The sequence below is a fragment of the Streptomyces carminius genome (assembly GCF_002794255.1).
Classification (GTDB): domain Bacteria; phylum Actinomycetota; class Actinomycetes; order Streptomycetales; family Streptomycetaceae; genus Streptomyces; species Streptomyces carminius.
The window spans coordinates 762,857-782,634 of sequence record NZ_PGGW01000069.1; the positions used below are offsets into that span (position 1 = coordinate 762,857).

The 19,778-nt window shown below is 74.2% G+C and carries 11 protein-coding genes; 6 read left to right on the forward strand and 5 right to left on the reverse strand.

The annotated features are described in order from the left end of the window. Positions 1-53 precede the first annotated feature (53 nt). From CUT44_RS30445 to pulA, 6 genes are all read left to right on the forward strand, one after another. A complete protein-coding gene (locus CUT44_RS30445; protein WP_100205306.1) occupies positions 54-911 on the forward strand; it encodes a sugar ABC transporter permease in 858 nt (285 codons plus the stop codon). A 95-nt stretch (positions 912-1,006) separates the two neighbouring features. Continuing rightward, positions 1,007-2,665, forward strand: a complete 1,659-nt coding sequence (locus CUT44_RS30450; protein ID WP_100205142.1) for a glycoside hydrolase family 13 protein — start codon at positions 1,007-1,009, stop codon at positions 2,663-2,665. After that, entirely contained in the window at positions 2,650-3,765 is a 1,116-nt protein-coding gene (locus CUT44_RS30455; protein ID WP_408646824.1) for a LacI family DNA-binding transcriptional regulator, read from the forward strand. Before CUT44_RS30450 ends, CUT44_RS30455 begins: the two co-directional genes overlap by 16 nt. A 100-nt stretch (positions 3,766-3,865) precedes the next feature. Then, complete coding sequence (locus CUT44_RS30460) at positions 3,866-4,216, forward strand: hypothetical protein (protein WP_100205144.1); 351 nt, start codon at positions 3,866-3,868, stop codon at positions 4,214-4,216. A gap of 355 nt (positions 4,217-4,571) precedes the next feature. Continuing rightward, on the forward strand, positions 4,572-6,242 hold the full coding sequence (locus CUT44_RS30465; RefSeq protein WP_408646815.1) for a carbohydrate-binding module family 20 domain-containing protein: 1,671 nt from the start codon (positions 4,572-4,574) through the stop codon (positions 6,240-6,242). Positions 6,243-6,346: 104 nt separating this feature from the next. After that, the gene (gene pulA / locus CUT44_RS30470) at positions 6,347-11,776 is read left to right on the forward strand and encodes a pullulanase-type alpha-1,6-glucosidase (protein ID WP_100205146.1); all 5,430 of its coding nucleotides are present in this window, start codon (positions 6,347-6,349) and stop codon (positions 11,774-11,776) included. 67 nt (positions 11,777-11,843) lie between these two features. Here pulA and CUT44_RS30475 read toward each other — a convergent pair whose 3' ends face one another. The 5 genes from CUT44_RS30475 to CUT44_RS30495 form a co-directional block, all read right to left on the reverse strand. Next, positions 11,844-12,671, reverse strand: coding sequence for a DUF4253 domain-containing protein (locus CUT44_RS30475; protein WP_100205147.1), 828 nt, complete (start codon positions 12,669-12,671; stop codon positions 11,844-11,846). A gap of 13 nt (positions 12,672-12,684) precedes the next feature. Further along, positions 12,685-13,482 carry a TetR/AcrR family transcriptional regulator gene (locus CUT44_RS30480; RefSeq protein ID WP_100205148.1) on the reverse strand — a complete coding sequence of 266 codons (798 nt, stop codon included), beginning with the start codon at positions 13,480-13,482 and terminating at the stop codon, positions 12,685-12,687. A gap of 124 nt (positions 13,483-13,606) precedes the next feature. Further along, positions 13,607-15,709, reverse strand: coding sequence for a hypothetical protein (locus CUT44_RS30485; RefSeq protein ID WP_199185892.1), 2,103 nt, complete (start codon positions 15,707-15,709; stop codon positions 13,607-13,609). Positions 15,710-15,820: 111 nt separating this feature from the next. Further along, positions 15,821-18,955 (reverse strand): alpha-N-acetylglucosaminidase, encoded by a 3,135-nt coding sequence (locus tag CUT44_RS30490; protein WP_199185911.1) that lies wholly within the window; start codon positions 18,953-18,955, stop codon positions 15,821-15,823. Between the two features lie 128 nt (positions 18,956-19,083). Next, a complete protein-coding gene (locus CUT44_RS30495; protein ID WP_100205149.1) occupies positions 19,084-19,731 on the reverse strand; it encodes a LuxR C-terminal-related transcriptional regulator in 648 nt (215 codons plus the stop codon). Positions 19,732-19,778: the final 47 nt, after the last annotated feature.

Genomic DNA, 19,778 nt, shown 5'->3' on the forward strand with positions numbered 1-19,778 from the left:
AGACCACCGTGACCACGACCCCCGACCCCGTCACCACCGGCCCCGTACCGACTGTGCCGGCCGGGCGCCCCCGGCGGGTCCGCCGGCGCGGCGAACGCGGGCCGCTGGCCTCGGCCGCCCTCCACGCCGGCCTGCTGCTGGCCGCCGTGGTCGCGGTGTTCCCGCCGTTCTGGCTGCTGGTGACGTCCTTCAAGCCCAAGACCGACACCTTCACCACCTCGCTGGTGAAGAACTTCACGCTCGAGAACTACGACCACGTCGTCAATGACACCTACTTCCTGACGTGGTTCGGGAACTCCGTGGTGATCGTGCTGGTGACCACGCTGCTCGGCGTGTTCATCTCCGCCACCACCGGCTACGCCGTCAGCCGCTTCCGCTTCCCCGGCATGCGCCCGCTGATGTGGACCCTGCTGATCACCCAGATGTTCCCGATGGCGATCCTGATCGTGCCGCTGTACAACCTGATGGCACAGCTGGGGCTGCTCAACCAGCCCGTCGGCCTGATCATCACCTACCTCACCATCGCGGTGCCGTTCTGCGCCTGGATGATGAAGGGCTTCTTCGACACCATCCCCGTCTCCATCGACGAGTCCGGACGGGTGGACGGCCTCAACCCGTTCGGCACCTTCTGGCGGCTGATCATGCCGCTGGCCAAGCCCGGTCTGGCCGTCACGGGCTTCTACAGCTTCGTGACCGCCTGGGCCGAGGTCGCCTACGCGTCGGCCTTCATGACCGGCGAGGAGAACCTCACCCTCGCCGGCGGCCTGCAGACCTTCGTCAACCAGTACGTGGGCGACTGGGGTTCGATGACCGCCGCCGCGGTGATCATTGCGGTACCGGCCGCGATCGTCTTCGGCATCGCTCAGCGGCACCTCGTGGCCGGACTGACCTCCGGAGCCGTCAAGTCCTGACCGGTGCCGGACCGGTGTCCGGTCCGGCACCCGGGCGGACCCCGCCCCCGTACGCCCGCACCTCGCGTCCCCCACTCACGACCACCAGGGATGACATGACCCAGCACTCCTCAGCCCCCGCCCCCGGTACGGCCCCCGCCGCGCGCCCGGACGCCACGGCCGCGGGGAAGCCCGCCGGCTGGTGGCGCGACGCGGTGATCTACCAGGTCTACCCCCGTTCCTTCGCCGACGGCAACGGCGACGGCATGGGCGACCTCGCGGGCGTCCGCGCCCGGCTGCCGTACCTGGCCGAGCTGGGCGTCGACGCCGTCTGGCTCAGCCCCTTCTACGCCTCGCCGCAGGCCGACGCGGGATACGACGTCGCCGACTACCGCGCCATCGACCCGATGTTCGGCGATCTGCACGACGCCGACGCGCTGATCCGCGACGCCCACCGGCTGGGCCTGCGGATCATCGTGGACCTGGTGCCCAACCACTCCTCCGACCGGCACGAGTGGTTCCGGCGGGCGCTGCGCGAGGGGCCCGGCTCGCCGCTGCGCGACCGCTACCACTTCCGTCCCGGCCGCGGCCCGGACGGCGCGGAGCCCCCCAACGACTGGGAGTCCATCTTCGGCGGCCCGGCCTGGACCCGCACGAAGAACCCCGACGGCAGCCCGGGGGAGTGGTACCTGCACCTGTTCGCGCCCGAGCAGCCCGACTTCAACTGGGAGAACGAGGCCGTGCGGGACGAGTTCCGCTCGGTGCTGCGCTTCTGGCTCGACATGGGCGTGGACGGTTTCCGCATCGACGTCGCGCACGGCATGGTCAAGGCCGCCGGCCTGCCCGACATGGGGCGGACCGGTCAGCTCAAGCTGCTCGGCAGCCAGGTGCTGCCGTTCTTCGACCAGGACGGCGTCCACGAGATCTACCGCTCCTGGCGGCGCATCCTGGACGAGTACCCCGGCGAGCGCATCGGCGTCGCCGAGGCGTGGACGCCCAGCCCCGACCGCACCGCCCTGTACCTGCGCCCCGACGAGCTGCACCAGGCGTTCAACTTCCACTACCTCAACACCGGCTGGAACGCCGAGGCGCTGCGCGCGGTCATCGACGAGTCGCTGGACTCCATGCGCCCGGTCGGTGCCCCCGCCACCTGGGTGCTGTCCAACCACGACGTGGTGCGTCACCGCACCCGGCTGGGCGGCGGGTTGCGCCGGGCCCGCGCCGCCTCGCTGCTGATGCTGGCGCTGCCCGGCTCGGCGTACGTGTACCAGGGCGAGGAGCTGGGCCTGCCGGAGGTCACCGACCTGCCCGACGAGGTGCGCCAGGACCCGTCGTTCTTCCGGGACAACGGCCAGGACGGCCTGCGCGACGGCTGCCGGGTGCCGATCCCGTGGACACGCACCGGCACCAGTTACGGCTTCGGCTCCGGCGGGAGCTGGCTGCCGCAGCCGCCGGAGTGGTCCGGGCTGTCGGTCGAGGAGCAGACCGGCGACCCCGGCTCCACGCTGGAGCTGTACCGCCGCGCGCTCGCCGTGCGCCGCGGGCACCCGGCGCTGGGCGCGGGCGACGGGGTGGAGTGGCTGGCGGAGTACCCGGCGGGCGTGCTCGCCTTCCGGCGGCGCGCCGCCGACGGCAGTACCTTCGTCTGCACCGTCAACACCACCGGGCAGCCCGTGGAACTGCCGGCGGTGCCCGGCCGGGTGCTGCTGGCCAGCGGGGAGTACGACGGCAGCGGCACGCTCCCGGCCGACACCACCGTCTGGTGGACGGCGTGACCGGGACGGACACGGCTCCCGCGGCTTCCGCGGCGTTCTCCCGGGCCGGGGCCGAGCCCCCGGCCGCGGGGGGCGCCCCGGGGCCCGCCCGGCTGGCCGACATCGCCGCCCAGGCCCGGGTCAGCGAGGCCACCGTCAGCCGGGTGCTCAACGGCAAGGCCGGTGTGGCCGCCGCCACCCGGCAGAAGGTGCTGGCCGCCCTGGACGTGCTCGGCTACGAGCGGCCGGTGCGGCTGCGGCAGCGCAGCGCCGGACTGATCGGACTGGTCATCCCCGAGCTGACCAACCCGATCTTCCCGGCGTTCGCCCAGGTCATCGAACAGGTGCTGGTCGGGCACGGCTACACGCCGGTGCTGTGCACCCAGCTGCCCGGCGGCGCCACCGAGGACGAGCTGGTCGACCAGCTCGTCGAGCGGGGCGTCAACGGCATCGTCTTCCTCTCCGGGCTGCACGCCGACACCACCGCCGATCCCGGCCGCTACGTCCGCCTCGCCGGACAGGGCGTGCCGTTCGTGCTCATCAACGGCTTCAACAGGCACATCGGCGCTCCCTTCGTCTCGCCCGACGACCGCGCGGCGGCCCGGGCGGCGGTGCGCCACCTGACCGACCTCGGCCACGACCCGCACCGCATCGGCCTGGCGGTCGGCCCCGTCCGGTACGTCCCGGTGCTGCGCAAGGTGGAGGGTTTCACGGCGGCGCTGGCCGAACGGGGTGTGCCCGGCGAGCGGATCCGGGAGCTGGTGCGGCACACGCTGTTCACCCTGGAGGGCGGCCACGCCGCGGCGGGCGCGCTGATCGGCGCGGACTGCACGGGCGTGGTGTGCGGCAGCGACATGATGGCGCTCGGGGTGGTCCGGGCGGCCCGGCAGCACGGCCTGGAGGTGCCCCGGGAGCTGTCGGTGGTCGGCTTCGACGACTCGGAGCTGATCGCCTTCACCGATCCGCCGCTGACGACGGTGCGGCAGCCGGTCAAGGCCATGGCGAGCGCGGCGGTCGACGCGCTGCTGGAGGAGATCGGCGGCAACCCGGTGCAGCACACGGAGTTCGTCTTCCAGCCCGAACTGGTGGTGCGCGGCTCGACGGCCCCGCCCCGCGGGTAGCCGCCGCGCGGCGGTTCCGGCGCCTTCCGCCGCGGCGGGCCCGCTGCCCGGGTACTCCGCGTGGTGTGTCCGCACGACCGGCGGACGTAGGCTCGGCCCCATGGGCGGGCTGCTGTCGTTCCTGGTCTTTGCCGGTGTTCTTGCCGCGGTGCTGGGCTGCTTCGCGTGGTTCGCGTCCCGCGTGCGCCGCCGCGGTCTCGCCGGTGGGGCCCTGAGCGCCGCCCTGGCCTCGTACGAGGAGGCGTTCCGTGTGACCGCCCACGAGGCGCACCACGAGATCCGGGCGCAGGCGGAACGCCGGGCACCGGTCCTCTCGCCCGGCGACGACTGGCGGCGGAGCTCCGGCGGAACCGGCCGGCCGGGAGCGGGGACACGGCGACGGCCCCGGCCGCCCCGCCGCTCACGGCGGACTTTCGCACGCCTGGCCGGCCGCCTGGGGCGCGGTCGCTGACCGCCGGCCCCGGCCCGGCCGGGCGGGCGCGTGGGGTTCCGCACGGAAACCCCCGGCCGGCCGGGCCGGGAGTGTGCTCGAACCTAGCACCGTGAAAATGCTTGCGAAAGATGTTGCGGAAAGAAGGCGGCTTCGTTTCCTTTGTGTGCCCAGAGCCTTGACGGGCTGTCGGCGTGGTTCTACGGTCTGCTGCGCGGAGACTTCCAGGCTCTTGCAGTGTTCTTGCAGTAAGAGGATTCACGTTCTCCGGCCGACCGGGCGCGGCGCGTTGCCCCCGGCAGGCATTCGCTTCGGCTCCCCAGGAGGAAACGTGGTCAGAAGATCCACGGCTGCCGCGCTTGCGCTTGTCGCGGGCATGGCAGGTTCGCTCGTCGCCGTCCCCGGGCAGGCGCAGGCGGCACCGCCCGGCGCCAAGGACGTCACAGCGGTGCTGTTCGAGTGGAGGTTCGACTCTGTCGCCCGTGAGTGCAGCACCGTGCTCGGCCCGGCCGGCTACGGCTACGTCCAGGTCTCACCGCCCCAGGAGCACATCCGGGGCGGCCAGTGGTGGACGTCCTACCAGCCCGTCAGTTACAAGATCGCCGGCCGGCTCGGCAGCCGGGCCCAGTTCAAGAACATGATCGACACCTGCCACGCGGCGGGCGTCGAGGTCGTCGCCGACTCGGTGATCAACCACATGTCGGCGGGCAGCGGTACCGGCACCGGCGGCTCGTCGTACACCAAGTACGACTACCCCGGCATCTACCAGAGCCAGGACATGGACGACTGCCGGTCCCAGATCACCGACTACCGGGACCGGGGCAACGTCCAGAACTGCGAGCTGGTCGGCCTGGCCGACCTCGACACCGGCGAGCCCTACGTGCGCGACCGGATCGCCGCCTACCTCAACGACCTGCTCTCCCTGGGCGTGGACGGCTTCCGTATCGACGCGGCCAAGCACATGCCCGCGGCCGATCTGAAGGCGGTCAAGTCCCGGCTGACGAACCCGGACGCCTACTGGAAGCAGGAGGCCATCCACGGTGCGGGCGAGGCCGTCTCACCGGAGGAGTACCTGGGCACCGGCGACGTCCAGGAGTTCCGCTACGCCCGCGACCTCAAACGGGTCTTCCGGAGCGAGAACCTCGCCCACCTGAGGAACTTCGGCGAAAGCTGGGGGTACCTGCCCTCCGGGCAGTCCGCCGTCTTCGTCGACAACCACGACACCGAGCGTGTCGGCGACACCCTCAACTACAAGGACGGTGCCGCCTACACCCTGGCGGGCGTCTTCATGCTGGCCTGGCCGTACGGCTCCCCGGACGTCCACTCCGGCTACGAGTGGTCGGACAAGGACGCCGGTCCGCCCAACGGCGGCACGGTGAACGCCTGCTACGCGGACGGCTGGAAGTGCCAGCACGCCTGGCGCGAGATCTCGTCCATGGTGGCCTTCCGCAACACCGCCCGCGGACAGGGCGTCACGAACTGGTGGGACAACGGCGGCGACGCCATCGCCTTCGGCCGCGGGAACAGGGCGTACGTCGCCATCAACCACGAGGGCTCGGCGCTGAGCCGCACCTTCGCCACCTCGCTGCCCGCCGGCGACTACTGCGATGTGCAGAGCGGCCGGACGGTCACCGTGGACGGCTCCGGACGGTTCACCGCCACCCTGGGCGCGCACACCGCGCTCGCCCTGCACACCGGCGCACGCACCTGCTCCGGCGGTACGGGCGGCGGCCCGGGCCGGGGCGGCGATGCCGTCGACGGCGCGTCGTTCAGCGTCACCGCCACCACCGTGCCGGGACAGAACATCCACGTCACCGGCGACCGCGCCGAGTTGGGCGACTGGAACACCGGCCGGGCGCCGAAGCTGGACCCGGCCGCCCACCCGGTGTGGAAGCTGGACGTGGACCTGCCGCCGGGGACGGCGTTCCAGTACAAGTACCTCCGCAAGGACGCCGGCGGCAACGTCACCTGGGAGAGCGGCGCCAACCGCACCGCCACCGTCCCCGCCGACGGCCGGGTCGTCCTGAACGACACCTGGCGCCCGTGACCGCCCGCCGGCCCGGAGCCCGCGAACCGCCCGCCGGCCCGCTTCCGCGTCCCCGCCGCACACCCCCCGCACCACACAACCCCCGCACCCGAGGAGAACGACCCGTGAGAGGTCCCCTGGCGCGCAGAGGAGCGGCCGCGAGCATCGCGGGCGTGCTCCTGGCGACGCTCGTCACCGCGGCGGCCCCCGCCGAGGCCGCACCGCCGCCACCGCCGTCCGACGCGAAACTGGCCGCCGAGCCCGCCCGGCACGACCTGACCCGGGAGCAGTTCTACTTCCTCCTGCCGGACCGCTTCGCGGGCGGCGACCGGGCCAACGACCGCGGGGGACTGGAGGGCGACCGGCTGGCGACCGGCTACGACCCCACCCACAAGGGCTTCTACCAGGGCGGCGACCTCAGGGGACTGATCAACCGGCTCGACTACGTCAAGGGCCTGGGCACCACCGCGATCTGGATGGCGCCCGTCTTCAGGAACAAGCCCGTCCAGGGCACGGGCGAGAACACCTCGGCCGGCTACCACGGCTACTGGATCACCGACTTCACCCGGATCGACCCGCACTTCGGCACCAACGCCGAGCTGCGCGAGCTGATCGACGCCGCCCACGCCAAGGGCATGAAGGTCTTCTTCGACGTCATCACCAACCACACCGCCGACGTGGTGGGCCACGAGGAGAAGTCCTCCTCCTATCTGAGCAAGGGTGCCTTCCCCTATCTGACGAAGGACGGCGAGCCCTTCGACGACGCCGACCACGCGGCGGGGAGGAGGTTCCCGGAGACCGACCGGGACTCCTTCCCCCGCACCCCGGTGGTCCCGGCCGCCGAGAAGGACGCCAAGGTCCCCGGCTGGCTCAACGACCCGGAGATGTACCACAACCGCGGCGACTCCACCTTCGCCGGGGAGAGCGCCCTGCACGGCGACTTCCACGGTCTGGACGACCTGTGGACCGAGCGTCCCGAGGTCGTCGAGGGCATGACGGAGATCTACCAGCGGTGGGTGGAGGACTTCGGGATCGACGGCTTCCGCGTCGACACGGTCAAGCACGTGGACATGGAGTTCTGGACCCGGTGGGCCACCGCCCTGGACGCCTACGCGGCGAAGAGGGGCCGCGAGGACTTCTTCATGTTCGGCGAGGTCTACTCCTCCGACCCCGCCCAGACGGCCCCCTACGTCACCCGCGGCCGTCTGGACGCCACCCTCGACTTCGGCTTCCAGGAGGCCGCCCGCTCCTACGCGTCCCAGGGCGGTCCGGCGGCGCGGCTGTCTGATCTGTTCGCCCAGGACTACCGCTACACCACCGGCCGGTCCAACGCCTATGAGCAGGTCACCTTCACCGGCAACCACGACATGGGCCGTATCGGCGCCTTCCTGCGGCAGGACAACCCCGGCGCCGGTGACGCCGAACTGCTGAGGCGGGCCGGGCTCGCCAACGAGCTGATGTTCCTCACCCGCGGCAACCCGGTGGTCTACTACGGCGACGAACAGGGCTTCACCGGCGCCGGCGGCGACCAGGACGCCCGCCAGACCCTCTTCGCCTCCCGGGTGCCCGACTACCTGGACGCGGAGAAGAACGACCGGATCGGCACCGACCGCACCCACGCCCGGGACGCGTACGACACCTCCCACCCCCTCTACCGCTCCATCGCCGCGCTGTCGGAGCTGACCCGCGAGCACCCCGCCCTGCGCGACGGCGCCCAGACCGAGCGATATGTCGACAAGGGAGCGCAGGGCGGCGGTCCCGGCGTCTACGCCTTCTCCCGCACCGACACCGAGCGGCGCACCGAGTACCTCGTCGCCGCCAACAACAGCGAGGAAGCCCGCACGGTCCAGATCCCCACCGGCACGCCCTCCACCGCCTTCCGGCAGCTCCACGGCGGGAACGCGGCCCCGCGCACCGGCTCCGACGCGAAGCTGACCGTCACCGTCCCGGCCCTGTCCACCGCGGTGTTCAGGGCCGCGAAACCGCTGCCCGCCCCCGAGGCCCGGCCCACGGTCGAGCTGACGGCCCCCGCCGCGGGCGCCACCGGCACCGTCGAGATCACCGCCGACGTCGGCGGAGGCGACGGCCTCAACCGCGTCGTCTTCGCCGCCCAGCGGGGAAACGGGAGGTGGCAGACCCTCGGCACCGCCGATCACGCCCCCTACAAGGTCACCCAGTACCTGGGCGAGGACGTGCGGGCCGGAACACCGCTGCGCTACAAGGCCGTCGTGGTCGACGGCTCCGGCCGCACCGCGAGCGACACCGCGGCCTCCACCGCCGGCCAGGCACCGCCCGAGCCGAAGCCCTCGGCGGTGAAGAGGGACTGGGCCGTCGTCCACTACCAGCGCCCGGACGGCGACTACGACGACTGGAGGCTGGTCTCCGGAGAGCGGACCGCCGCCTTCACCGGCCGTGACGCCTACGGCGCCTTCGCCTGGCTCAAGGTCGCCGACGGGCAGTCCGAGCTGACGTTCACCCTCACCGGGGACGGCACGACCGACGGCCCCGAACGCAGCGTCGATCTGACCAGGACCGGCGAGGTGTGGATCGAGCAGGGCGAGGAGGAGACGCTGACCGCCCGGCCCGAGGGCGTCTACCCGCCGCAGGACGAGAAGAAGGCGATCCTGCACTACCACCGCCCGGACGGCGACTACGACGGCTGGGGCCTGCACACCTGGACCGGCGCCGCCGAGCCCACCGACTGGTCCAGACCGCTGGAGCCGGTGCGGAAGGACGCCTTCGGCGCCGTCTTCGAGGTGCCGCTCGCCGAGGGCGCCACCTCGCTCAGCTACCTCATCCACAAGGGCGACACCAAGGACGAGGCCGCCGACCAGTCGCTGGACTTCGCCACCCACGGCCGCGAGGTGTGGAAGCTGTCGGCCAACCCCGGCTACCTGCTGCCCACCACCGGCGCCGCCCCCGACCTGGACCTGACCCGGGCCGAGGCCCAGTGGATCGACGCCGACACCGTCGCCTGGAAGGCCGGGGCCACAGGCGCCGGCAGCGAGCAGCTCGTGTACGACCCGAAGGGCACCCTCGCCGTCGAGGACGGCGCACTGACCCACGAGGGCCGCTGGCTGCGGCTGAACCCCGTCCCCGGCGGACTGACCGGCGCGCAGCGCGAGAAGTACCCGCACCTGAAGGACCACGCCGCCTTCCGCCTCGACCCGCGCGACCGCGACCGGGTGCGCACCGCCCTGCGCGGCCAGGTGATCGCCACCCGGCGCAACAGCGAAGGGGCACTGCTGGCGGCCACCGGTGTCCAGCTCGCCGGAGTCCTCGACGACCTGTACGGAACGAAGGCCGCCAAGGCCGGCCTCGGTCCGGTCTTCGACCGCCGCGGCCGTCCCACCCTGTCGGTGTGGGCGCCCACCGCGCAGCGGGTCGCCCTCGAACTCGGCGGCCGCACCGTGGCGATGCGCCGCGACGGGACCACCGGCGTCTGGAGTGTGCGCGGCAACCGGAGCTGGACGGGCAAGCCGTACCGCTACCGGGTCACCGTCTGGGCGCCCACGGCGGGCGAGGTGGTCACCAACAAGGTCACCGACCCCTACTCCACCGCCCTGACCACCGACTCGGAGCGGAGCCTGGTGGTGGACCTGGCCGACCCCGCGCTCGCCCCGGAGGGCTGGCGGAAGCCGGCGAAGCCGGCGGCGGTGCCGCTGCGCGACGCCCGGATCCAGGAGCTGCACATCAGGGATTTCTCCGTCGCCGACCCCACGGTGCGCGAACGGCACCGCGGCGGCTACCTGGCCTTCACCGAGAACTCCTCGGACGGCATGCGGCACCTGAGGAAGCTGGCGGACGCGGGCACCACCCACGTCCATCTGCTGCCCTCCTTCGACATCGCCTCCATCCCCGAGCGCGCCGCCGACCGGGTCGAGCCCGGGTGCGACTTGGCCGCCCTGCCCGCCGACTCCGAGAAGCAGCAGGAGTGCGTCGGGAAGGTCCGCGGCAAGGACGCCTACAACTGGGGCTACGACCCGCTGCACTACACCGTGCCCGAGGGCTCGTACGCCACCGATCCGGAGGGCACCGCCCGCACCGTCGAGTACCGGAAGATGGTCAAGAGCCTCAACGAGGCCGGGCTGCGGGTCGTCCTGGACGTGGTCTACAACCACACCATGGCCGCCGGACAGGACGAGAAGTCCGTCCTGGACAAGATCGTGCCCGGCTACTACCACCGGCTGCTGCCGGACGGCACCGTGGCCACCTCCACCTGCTGCGCCAACACCGCGCCGGAGAACACGATGATGGGGAAACTGACCGTCGACTCCGTCGTCACCTGGGCGAAGCAGTACAAGGTGGACGGCTTCCGCTTCGACCTGATGGGCCACCACCCCAGGGAGAACGTCCTGGCCGTCCGCGAAGCCCTTGACGCCCTCACCCCGGAGAAGGACGGCGTCGACGGGAAGAGCATCGTCCTGTACGGCGAGGGCTGGAACTTCGGCGAGGTCGCGGACGACGCCCGCTTCGTCCAGGCCACCCAGAAGAACATGGCCGGCACCGGCATCGCCACCTTCTCCGACCGGGCCCGCGACGCGGTGCGCGGCGGCGGCCCCTTCGACGCCGACCCCGGAGTCCAGGGCTTCGCCAGCGGCCTGTACACCGACCCCAACTCCTCCGCGGCCAACGGCAGCAGGGCGGAGCAGCGCGCCCGGCTCCTGCACCACCAGGACCTGATCAAGGTCGGGCTGTCCGGCAACCTCGCCGGCTACACCTTCACCGACACCTCCGGGAAGCGGGTGACGGGCGCCCAGGTCGACTACAACGGCTCACCGGCCGGATACGCCGAGGCCCCCGGCGACGCCCTCGCCTACGCCGACGCCCACGACAACGAGACCCTCTACGACGCGCTGGCGTTCAAGCTGCCCGCGGACACCCCGGCCGCCGACCGGGCCCGTGCGCAGGTGCTCGCCATGGCCACCGCGGCCCTCTCCCAGGGACCGGTGCTCAGCCAGGCCGGCACGGACCTGCTGCGCTCGAAGTCCCTGGACCGCAACTCCTACGACTCCGGCGACTGGTACAACGCCGTCCACTGGGACTGCGAGGCCGGCAACGGCTTCGGCCGCGGGCTGCCCCCGGCCTGGGACAACGAGGACAAGTGGCCGTACGCCGGGCCGCTGCTGAGCGCACCCGGGCTCATCCCCTCCTGTACGGAGATCACCGGCGCCTCCGCCGCCTACCGGGACCTGCTGACGATCCGCTCCACCGAGGAGGTCTTCGACCGGGCCACGGCGGCGGACGTCCAGGAGACGCTGTCCTTCCCGCTGTCGGGGAAGGGGGAGACCCCGGGAGTGATCACCATGAGCCTGAAGGGCTCCGGGGACGGAAGCGGGGACGGCGGACGCGGCGGCCGTGACCTGGTGGTCGTCCTCAACGCCACCCCCGAGCGGCGGACGCAGACCGTGCCCTCGCTCGCGGGTACCCCCTACGCACTGCACCCGGTGCAGGCCACCGGCTCCGACCCGGTGGTGAAGGGCGCCGCGTACGACGAGGGCGAGGGCGCCTTCACCGTCCCGCCGCGCACCGTGGCGGTGTTCGCCGCCCGGTGACGGGCGGTACCGGTCCGAGGGGGGCGGCGGTACCGCCGCCCCCCTCGGCCTCGCCCGGCGGGTGCCGTCAGTCCCACCAGAACGACCAGTGGCCCCGGCCGACCAGCCACTTCTCCGCATACCGCACCAGGTCCCCGGCGCCCTGCCGGATCACGGCGGGGCAGAAGGCGTAGTGCTCGGCCGCCACCGGCAGCGCCTGATCCACCGAGCGCGGCGGCGACGCCACCGACAGGTGCAGCACCTCGGTCTCCAGCGCCACCACCCGGGTGCCGAAGCGCTCCTCCCAGGAGCGCAGCACGGCGCCGTACGGCGCGGTGTCGGCGCCGTGCGCCAGGGTGCCCGTCCAGCCGATCGCGTCGGGTATGCCGGCGCTCCGTCGCGCCGGGGCCAGGGCGATCCGCGGATCGCGCAGCGTGCCGTGGGCCACCAGGGAGCGGGCCAGCGAGGCCGCCGCCGTGTCGGGGTCACCCCGCCGCGCGGGGGAGGGCGCGAGCCCCGGCCACCGCCTGCCGTACGGCCGCAGCGCCGTGCCGTCCGCCGGTTCCCGTGCGGTGTGCTCCGCCCACCAGCAGGCCAGGGCGCTCCCGGCGTCGCTGTCGGTACCGGTATCGCCGGCGGTGCCGTCGGCGCCGGCCTCCCCGTCACGGGTGCCGGACGGGGGCAGCAGATCGTCCTCCACCCGGGCGCCACGGCTGTGGACGCCCAGCAGCACGGGCCACAGCCCGGTGGCGTCCCGTACCGGGAGCATCCGCCGCCAGCTCTCCGGCCCGGCGGGGAAGTCGGCGCGCCACAGGAGTGGCTCATGCCATTTCCCGAGCACCGTCCGGTCGACCAGTGTGCCCGGCGGCAGCTGTGCCGAGGCCACGAGTGAGCGCAGATTACGTGCTTCGGTCATCACCCCGTAGACGCTACCGGTTGCCGCCGACATCGTCGCCGACGCCGTCGCCGACGCCGTCGCCGGGCGTCCCACCGGAGGCCCGGTCCGCGCCGGCGGGTGCCCCGGGGGCGCCGGACACCCCGGCGGCCAGCGCCGACAGCCGCTCCACCAGCTCGCCGAACGGGCCGTCCGCGGGCTCCTGCCCGGCGACCCGGCGGAACACCCGGCCCGTCTCCTCGTCGAACGCGGCCGTCACCGCCGCCAGAGCCAGCAGTTCGTGCACCAGCCGCAGCTCCAGCTCCCCGCGCGGGATGGAGCGCTCCTCCAGCCAGCTCAGCGCCGTGGTCTCGGCGACACCGACCCAGGACCGGATGACCAGGGCCATGCGCGGACCCGGCTCGGAGACCTCCAGATGGGCCAGCAGATGCTCGTACGCCGCCTGCCGCACCTCGTCGATCACGGCGTCGGCCCGCATCGAGCCGGCGGCCGAACCGCCGCGCAGCAGGGCGGAGAAGCCGGGCGCGTGCTGCTCGACGAAGTCGAAGTAACGGCCCATCACCAGCAGCAGGCGGGAGCTGAACGGCCCCTCGTGCGGAACGGAGAAGCGGGCCGACAGCTCGTCGGCGGCCCGCCGTACGGCCGCCTCGTAGAGGCTGTACTTGCCGGGAAAGTAGTGGTAGACCAGCGGCCGGGATATCCCGGCCGCGGTGGCGATGTCGTCGATGGACACGTTCTCCGGCGAACGGTCACTGAATAACCTCAGTGCGACGTCCAGCAGTTGCTGCCGGCGTTCCTCGACACCCATCCTGCGGCGTACCCCGGTGGTCATGGGAACACCCTATCGACCGCCCCGCTCCACCCTGCGCCCCAGCCCTTCGCACCGGCCCCTTCCGGAGTGCGAAGGGGCAGCTCAGCGGGGTCCGGTGCGGGGCCGGTGCAGGATCGGTGCCGGATCAGTGGAGGGCGGTGAGCCGCCTGCCGTCCGTCAGCTCGGCGGAGATCTCGACCCGGGTGTCCTCCCCGGCCGCGAGGGCGAGGGACGGACCCGCCTCACTGTGCGTCAGATCGCCGGTCACGGTGATCGACCCGACCTCCTCGCTGCCCGCGGCCAGCAGGTACCAGGTGCCGGACGGGGACTTCCACAGCACCCCGCTCAGCACCCGCGGCTCCCGCTCCCCGCACGCCGGACTGTCCTCGGCCCGCGCGGCCACGACACCGGGCGCGTCCGGCTGCCGCGCCGGGGCCAGGAAGTGGACCAGGGTCCGCGCGCCGGCGCCCCGCCAGGTGTCCGCCCGTACGCACACCCACCGTGCCAGGCCCGCTCCCTCCGGCAGCCACTGTGCGCCGAATCCCCAGACGTTCACCGTCCGCACCCCCCGGCCGGCCAGCGCGGGCAGCCGACAGGCGGTACGGGCCAGGACCGCGCGCGCGTCGTCCGCGTCCGCGGCCGGGACCACCGGGGCCGCCGGGACCACCGGTTCCCCGGCCGGGCCGGCGGCCGGGCCGGGGGCCCCGTGTGTCAGCCGGGCCGGGGTCAGCTCACCGAGGTCGGTCAGCAGGTACGGCCCGCCGAGGGCGTCCCCGCTCCCCCCGCCGTCGTCCCCGTTCCCCCCGTCCGTGGCCAGCCGCAGCGCGGGCCAGGTCTCGCAGGAGGAGTCCGCCGGCGGCGGCCCGCTGACCGGGCCGGTCAGCCCGTGCCGGGAGAGCTCCACCGGCCGTCCCGCGTAACCGGGATCCAGCAGGTCGACGACGGACGCGCCGGTGACCCACGGCGCCAGCAGGTAGCGGGCGTTCCTCCCGCTGCGGGAGACCACCAGCGCGGCGGCGGACGCCGCGTCGGCGCCGTCCGTCCGTGCGAAGTCCAGGGCCACCGGACCGTCCTCCGCGCCGGCGGGCTCGGCGTAGCGCACCACGCGCAGCCCGTCGTACAGCAGCACCACCGCCCCGCCGTCCACCTCGCCCGCGTACAGCAGCCGCGCCGGGCCGGCGGCCGGTCCGGACGGGGTGTCCCGGGCCGCGCTGACGCGCACCCGCGGCCCCGGCCGTGCCCACACCGCCAGTGCCCGCCGCAGCAGCCCGATGTCGTCGGCCAGCTCGCCCCGGGCGGGCCAGACCGAGAAGTCGGTACGCGCCGAGCGCCGCCACGCCCCGGGCTCCGCGCGGGTCAGCAGCAGCGGGTCCAGGGCGCGCTCCACCGCCGGGTTGCGGGCGTACGCCGGGGCCGCCGCGCCGTCCGGTCCCCAGCCGCCGGTGCCGTCCGGCAGCACCGGCAGCAGCACGCAGGCGGCCAGTACGGCGGCGGCCGCGGCCCGCAGCCGCTTCCGGCGGCGCACCGGATCGGTGGGGCGGGCCCGCAGCGCGCACGGGTCGAACTGCTCCGACTCCAGCAGCGCCCGGCCCCGGCCCCCGGCCGGGGGCACCACCTCGTCCGCCCCGGCGAGCGCCGCCTCCGGATCCCGCACCCCGGCCGCCGCCAGCAGCGCCGCCGCGTCCTCGCCGGCCAGTCCGTCCAGGGCGCGCAGCGCGTACGCCGCCCGGGCCGCCGCCGGCAGCCGGGCCAGCGCCTCCTCCAGGGCGAGCGCCTCGTCGCCGGGCGGTTCGGGAGACAGTCGCAGGCCCGGCGTCCGGGGCAGCGCCGGGCGCCGGAGGCCGCGGCGCCCCAGCGGCCGTTCCGCCGCCAGCGCGGCCCGCAGCACCCGCAGCCGCAGCCGGGCGTACGCCGGATCCGCCGCGCCGTCCGGACCGCCGCCCGCCGCGCCGTCCTCCGCCGCGCCGCCCGGGGCCGGGGGGCGCGGCGGCGCGGGCGCGTCCTTCGCGTCCCGGCCGTGCGACAGCGCGTGCTGCGCCAGGGCGTGTGCCGTCAGCACCCGGCGGTGCCGGGCGGCCGAGGGCGACAGGACGAGGTACGCCAGGCGTGCCAGCCGTGGATAGTGTCCGGCGAACGCGTCGGCGGGCGCGGATCCGGCCCGCCCGGTGCCGACGGTCTCGGGGCGGTCGGTCTCGGGGCTGCCGGGCGGTACGGACGCCGGCTGGGAGGTTGCATCCTTCAGGGCCACACCGACTGAACGAACGAAACCCCCGCCAGGTCACATCTCGCGCAAAACGCGCCCCGGACCGCCGCAGTCGCCCTGGTCGCCGGGACCGCCGGCTGCCGGCCGCCGTCCGGCTCAGTCCAGGCGCCACCCGGTGAACTCCACCGTGCCGGACCCGCCGCCCGCCGCCGTCATCCCCGGCCCGGCGTCCTGCCGTCCGGCCGCGCCCGGCACCCGTACGGTGCCCACCGTCCGCCAGCTCCGTCCGTCGTCGGTGGACAGCTCACCGGTGTACTCGGTGCCGGCGCGCCGCAGCCGCAGCAGCACCGGGGCCCGCACCCCGGTGATCCGGCGGTAGGCGTCCAGCATGCCGTCGCCGTCGGAGTCGTACGACAGCGCCACCCCGTTGTCCGGGGTCACCGACAGGTTGAGGAAACCGGGCGAGCCCGCCCGCGCCAGGTCGTTCCGGACGAGGATCCCGGCCCGCGCCCACGGCCCGGTCGCCTCCTGCGAGACCACCCGCAGGGTCACCGCGCCCCGCTCGCCCAGCGCGCCCGGCCGGTACAGGGCGCCGAACTCGGCGGTGGCCCGCCACAGGTCCGCGCCGCCGCCGTGGATCGCGTACGCCCCGCCCGCCTGGCCGAAGACCGCCCCGTTGGTGGTGACCGTGCGCAGCCCCGGTTCCAGCGGGCCGGCCAGGAACAGCGCGCCGCGGCGCACCGTGCGCACCCGCTGCCCGCCGGCGGGCCCGTACGCCGCGGTGAGGGTGTACGGCAGCCGGCGCAGCGGTTCCTCCGGCGCGCCCTCCGGCGCGGTCAGCCGCCAGCCGGCCTCGGCCCGGCCGCCCGGCGGGACGGCGGGCAGCGAAGTGGGGCCCTGTGCTTCCGCCGTGACCCCCGAGCCCCCGCCGAGCCCGGCCAGGGAGAGTTCGACCGGCCCGGTGGCGCCCAGCCCGCTGGTGTTGGTGAGGGCGGCGGTCAGCCGCGCGCTGCCGCCCGGTGCCAGCACCCCGGGCTCCAGGGCGGCCTCCAGGGTGCCCTGGTAGGGCGCGGTGGCGAGCGCGTCGCGGACCCGGGCGGCGGTGGCGTACGGATCGCCCACGGGCCGCAGCGGGTACTCCTCGCGCCGCCGGGTCCAGGGCTCCTCCACGGCGTACCAGTCGACCGGCTCCGGTGTCCGCCCGGCCGTCAGGGCGGCCTCCAGCCGGTCCAGCAGCAGCCGCCAGCGCGGCAGGTAGAGGTCGCCGATCAGTCCGTGCCAGTCCCGGTTGGCGTAGTCGTGCAGCTTCCCCGCGTCGGCGGTGGCGCGGTCGCCCCACACCGTCACCAGCACCCGGGCGGTGCGCTCCAGCTCCGCCGCCTCCGCCGCCTCCGCCGGGGAGGCCGCCGCGCGGCGGGCCGCGTCCGTCCAGGGGCCCAGCAGGAAGTGCCGGTGGGTGCCGGACAGTTCGTCGGCCAGGGTCATCAGCCGCAGCCACAGCGCCGACAACCCCCGGAACGTCTCCGGGTCGCCCTCCCGGTAGGCGTCGCGGAGCTGGGGCAGCAGCACCCGGCTGCGGTTGGCCAGGGCCTGCCGGGCGATGTCCACCAGGTCGTGCCGGTAGGCGTCACTGCCGCGCAGCGCGCCCGCCACGGCCAGCAGCCCGGTCAGCGCGGCGTCGAACCGGGCCGGGTCGTAGGTCAGTTCGGTGGGCCCGTACTGCCCGGCCCGGGTGGCGGTCAGGTCGGGGCGGGCGGCGAACAGGCTGTCGTGGGCGAAGCCGTAGAGGTGGGCGTGGTGCCGGTAGGCGGTGTCGTGCAGCGCCCGCCAGGCCTGCGACGCGCCCGGATCGCCGCCGCTGCCGTCACCGCCGTAGCGGTAGCCCGCGTACCGGTCGAACCAGCCGGGCAGGTCCACCGGGTCCTCGCGCCAGGCCAGCTCGGCGAAGAGGTCGAACGCGGCCGGGTCCCGCTCGGCGGCCTCCGGCAGGTAGGCGGTGCCCGCCAGGGCGCTGCCGGGCTTGTCGCGCCAGGCGAAGAAGCGCTCGTTCCACACGTGGGTCTTGGCGCCGAGGGTGGTGCGGCCGCCGAAGTTGGGGATGGTGCCGAAGCAGTACGGGGTGCCGTTCCAGTCGGCCTCGCGGTCGAAGACGGTCTCGGTGCGGTCGGAGATGCCGTCCACGATCAGCATGCGCCGCTTGTCGACGGCGTCCACCAGCTCGCGCCGGGGGTTGTCCTGCCAGCCCAGGATCACCCAGACGGCGTCCGGGCGGGCCCGCCGCAGGGCCGCCTCCACGCCCCGCGCGGCGTCCGCCACGGGCACGTCCCCGGCACTGCCGCCCTCGTGCAGCAGGTCCATCTTGAAGTGGTCCGCCTCGCCGAGCAGCTCCCGCTGGTGCCGGTAGTACGCGGCGGCGACCTCGGTGAAGGCGGTGGTGCGCGGGTCGAGCCAGTCGGGCCGGTCGAAGCCGTGCCAGGTGCCCTGGGGAACGGTGCGGGCACCGGCGACCCGGGCGGCGAAACCGCGCGGCACCGTGCCGTAGTAACCGGGCAGCACCGGGTGCATGCCCAGCTCCCGCAGCCGCGCGGTGATGCGCCGGCCCAGGTCGGCGCGTCCGCCGATCAGCTCCGGGGAGGGCGGGCCGCCGTAGCCGCTGAGGTTCTGCAGCAGCCACCACGGCTGGTGGGAGGGGGCGGGCAGCCAGCGGCGCGCCTCGGCGTCGGAGTAGCCGAAGTCCATCAGCAGCCGGTGGTAGACGGCCTCGTGACCGGCGATGACCAGCACCTGGTTGCAGCCGTGCAGCGCCAGTACGTCGATCAGGCGCTCCCAGTGCGGCCAGTCGGCGTACGGGGCGGTGTAACCGTCGTTGGTGTCGTTGAGCGCGAAGCGGTGGGGCAGGGTGGTGGAGCGCTCCAGGGGGCCCGGCGGCGCGGGCAGGGTCGCGGGCAGCGAGAGCTGCCTGCCCGCCCAGGAGATGTGCGCGGAGCACACCTCCTTGAGGTACCAGTGGACGCCGGTGAGCAGTACGGCCGGACTGGTCCCGGCCACCTCCAGCCGGCCGGCCGCGCCCGCCACCCGGAACCGCTCCGCACCGCCCCGCGCGTCCAGCGGGACCAGGTGGAACTGCCCGGCGTGGCCGGGCAGCAGTCTGTGCAGCGCCGCCCGGGCGGGCTCGGTGGAGAAGGGCGCGCGGGGGGCGGCGAACGCCCTTCCGCGACCCGCGGCCCCCGGCCCGAGTCCCGGCCCGAGCGCGGCGGCCAGCCCCGCCGCCACCGTTCCGGCGCCCAGCACGGCGCGCCGGGGCAGGCCCGTGCCGCCGGGCGCGGTGCCCGGGGAGCCGTACGGAGCGCCGCCCGAGGTGCTGCCGGAGGTGTTGCCCGGCCCTCCCGGCGCGCGGGAGGGCTGGGGCGGCCGGCGGCTCACCCCCGGTCCAGGTAGGCGAGAACGGCCAGGACGCGGCGGTTGTCGTCGTCGGACGGCGGCAGCTGGAGCTTGTTGAAGATGTTGGAGGTGTGCTTGGCCACCGCCCGTTCGGTGATCACCAGCTGGCCCGCGATGGCCGCGTTCGACCGGCCCTGCGCCATCAATTCCATGACCTCCCTCTCACGTGGTGTCAGCCGGCCCATCGGCCGGTCCTTCTCCCGCCGTGTCAGCAACTGCTGGATCACCTGCGGATCCATCGCCGTACCCCCCGCCGCCACCCGGCGGACGGCGTCGATGAACTGCTCCGCGTCGAAGACGCGGTCCTTCAGCAGGTACCCGATCCCGCCCGTGCCGTCGGCGAGCAGCTCACGCGCGTAGAGCTGCTCGACATGTTGGGAGAGGACCAGCACCGGCAGTCCCGGCCGCTCGCGGCGGGCCTGGAGCGCGCACTGGAGCCCCTCGTCGGTGAAGGACGGCGGGAGCCGGACGTCCACGATCGCGACGTCCGGTTCCAGCTCGGCCAGCGCCCGGGTCAGCTCCGGACCGTTGTCCACGGCCGCCGCGATCTCGAACTCGTACGCCTCCAGCAGTCGTACCAGTCCGTCGCGGAGCAGAAACAGGTCTTCGGCGAGGACAACACGCATGGGGGTCCCTCCACTCAACCGGGCGGCACCCGGCCGGGGCAACACCG

Coding starts and splice junctions, on each gene's coding strand:
- CUT44_RS30480 (WP_100205148.1), bottom strand. CDS start 13,482: ATGACCACCGGGGTACGCCGCAGGATGGGTGTCGAGGAACGCCGGCAG.
- CUT44_RS30460 (WP_100205144.1), top strand. CDS start 3,866: ATGGGCGGGCTGCTGTCGTTCCTGGTCTTTGCCGGTGTTCTTGCCGCG.
- CUT44_RS30465 (WP_408646815.1), top strand. CDS start 4,572: ATGGCAGGTTCGCTCGTCGCCGTCCCCGGGCAGGCGCAGGCGGCACCG.
- CUT44_RS30450 (WP_100205142.1), top strand. CDS start 1,007: ATGACCCAGCACTCCTCAGCCCCCGCCCCCGGTACGGCCCCCGCCGCG.
- CUT44_RS30475 (WP_100205147.1), bottom strand. CDS start 12,671: ATGACCGAAGCACGTAATCTGCGCTCACTCGTGGCCTCGGCACAGCTG.
- CUT44_RS30495 (WP_100205149.1), bottom strand. CDS start 19,731: ATGCGTGTTGTCCTCGCCGAAGACCTGTTTCTGCTCCGCGACGGACTG.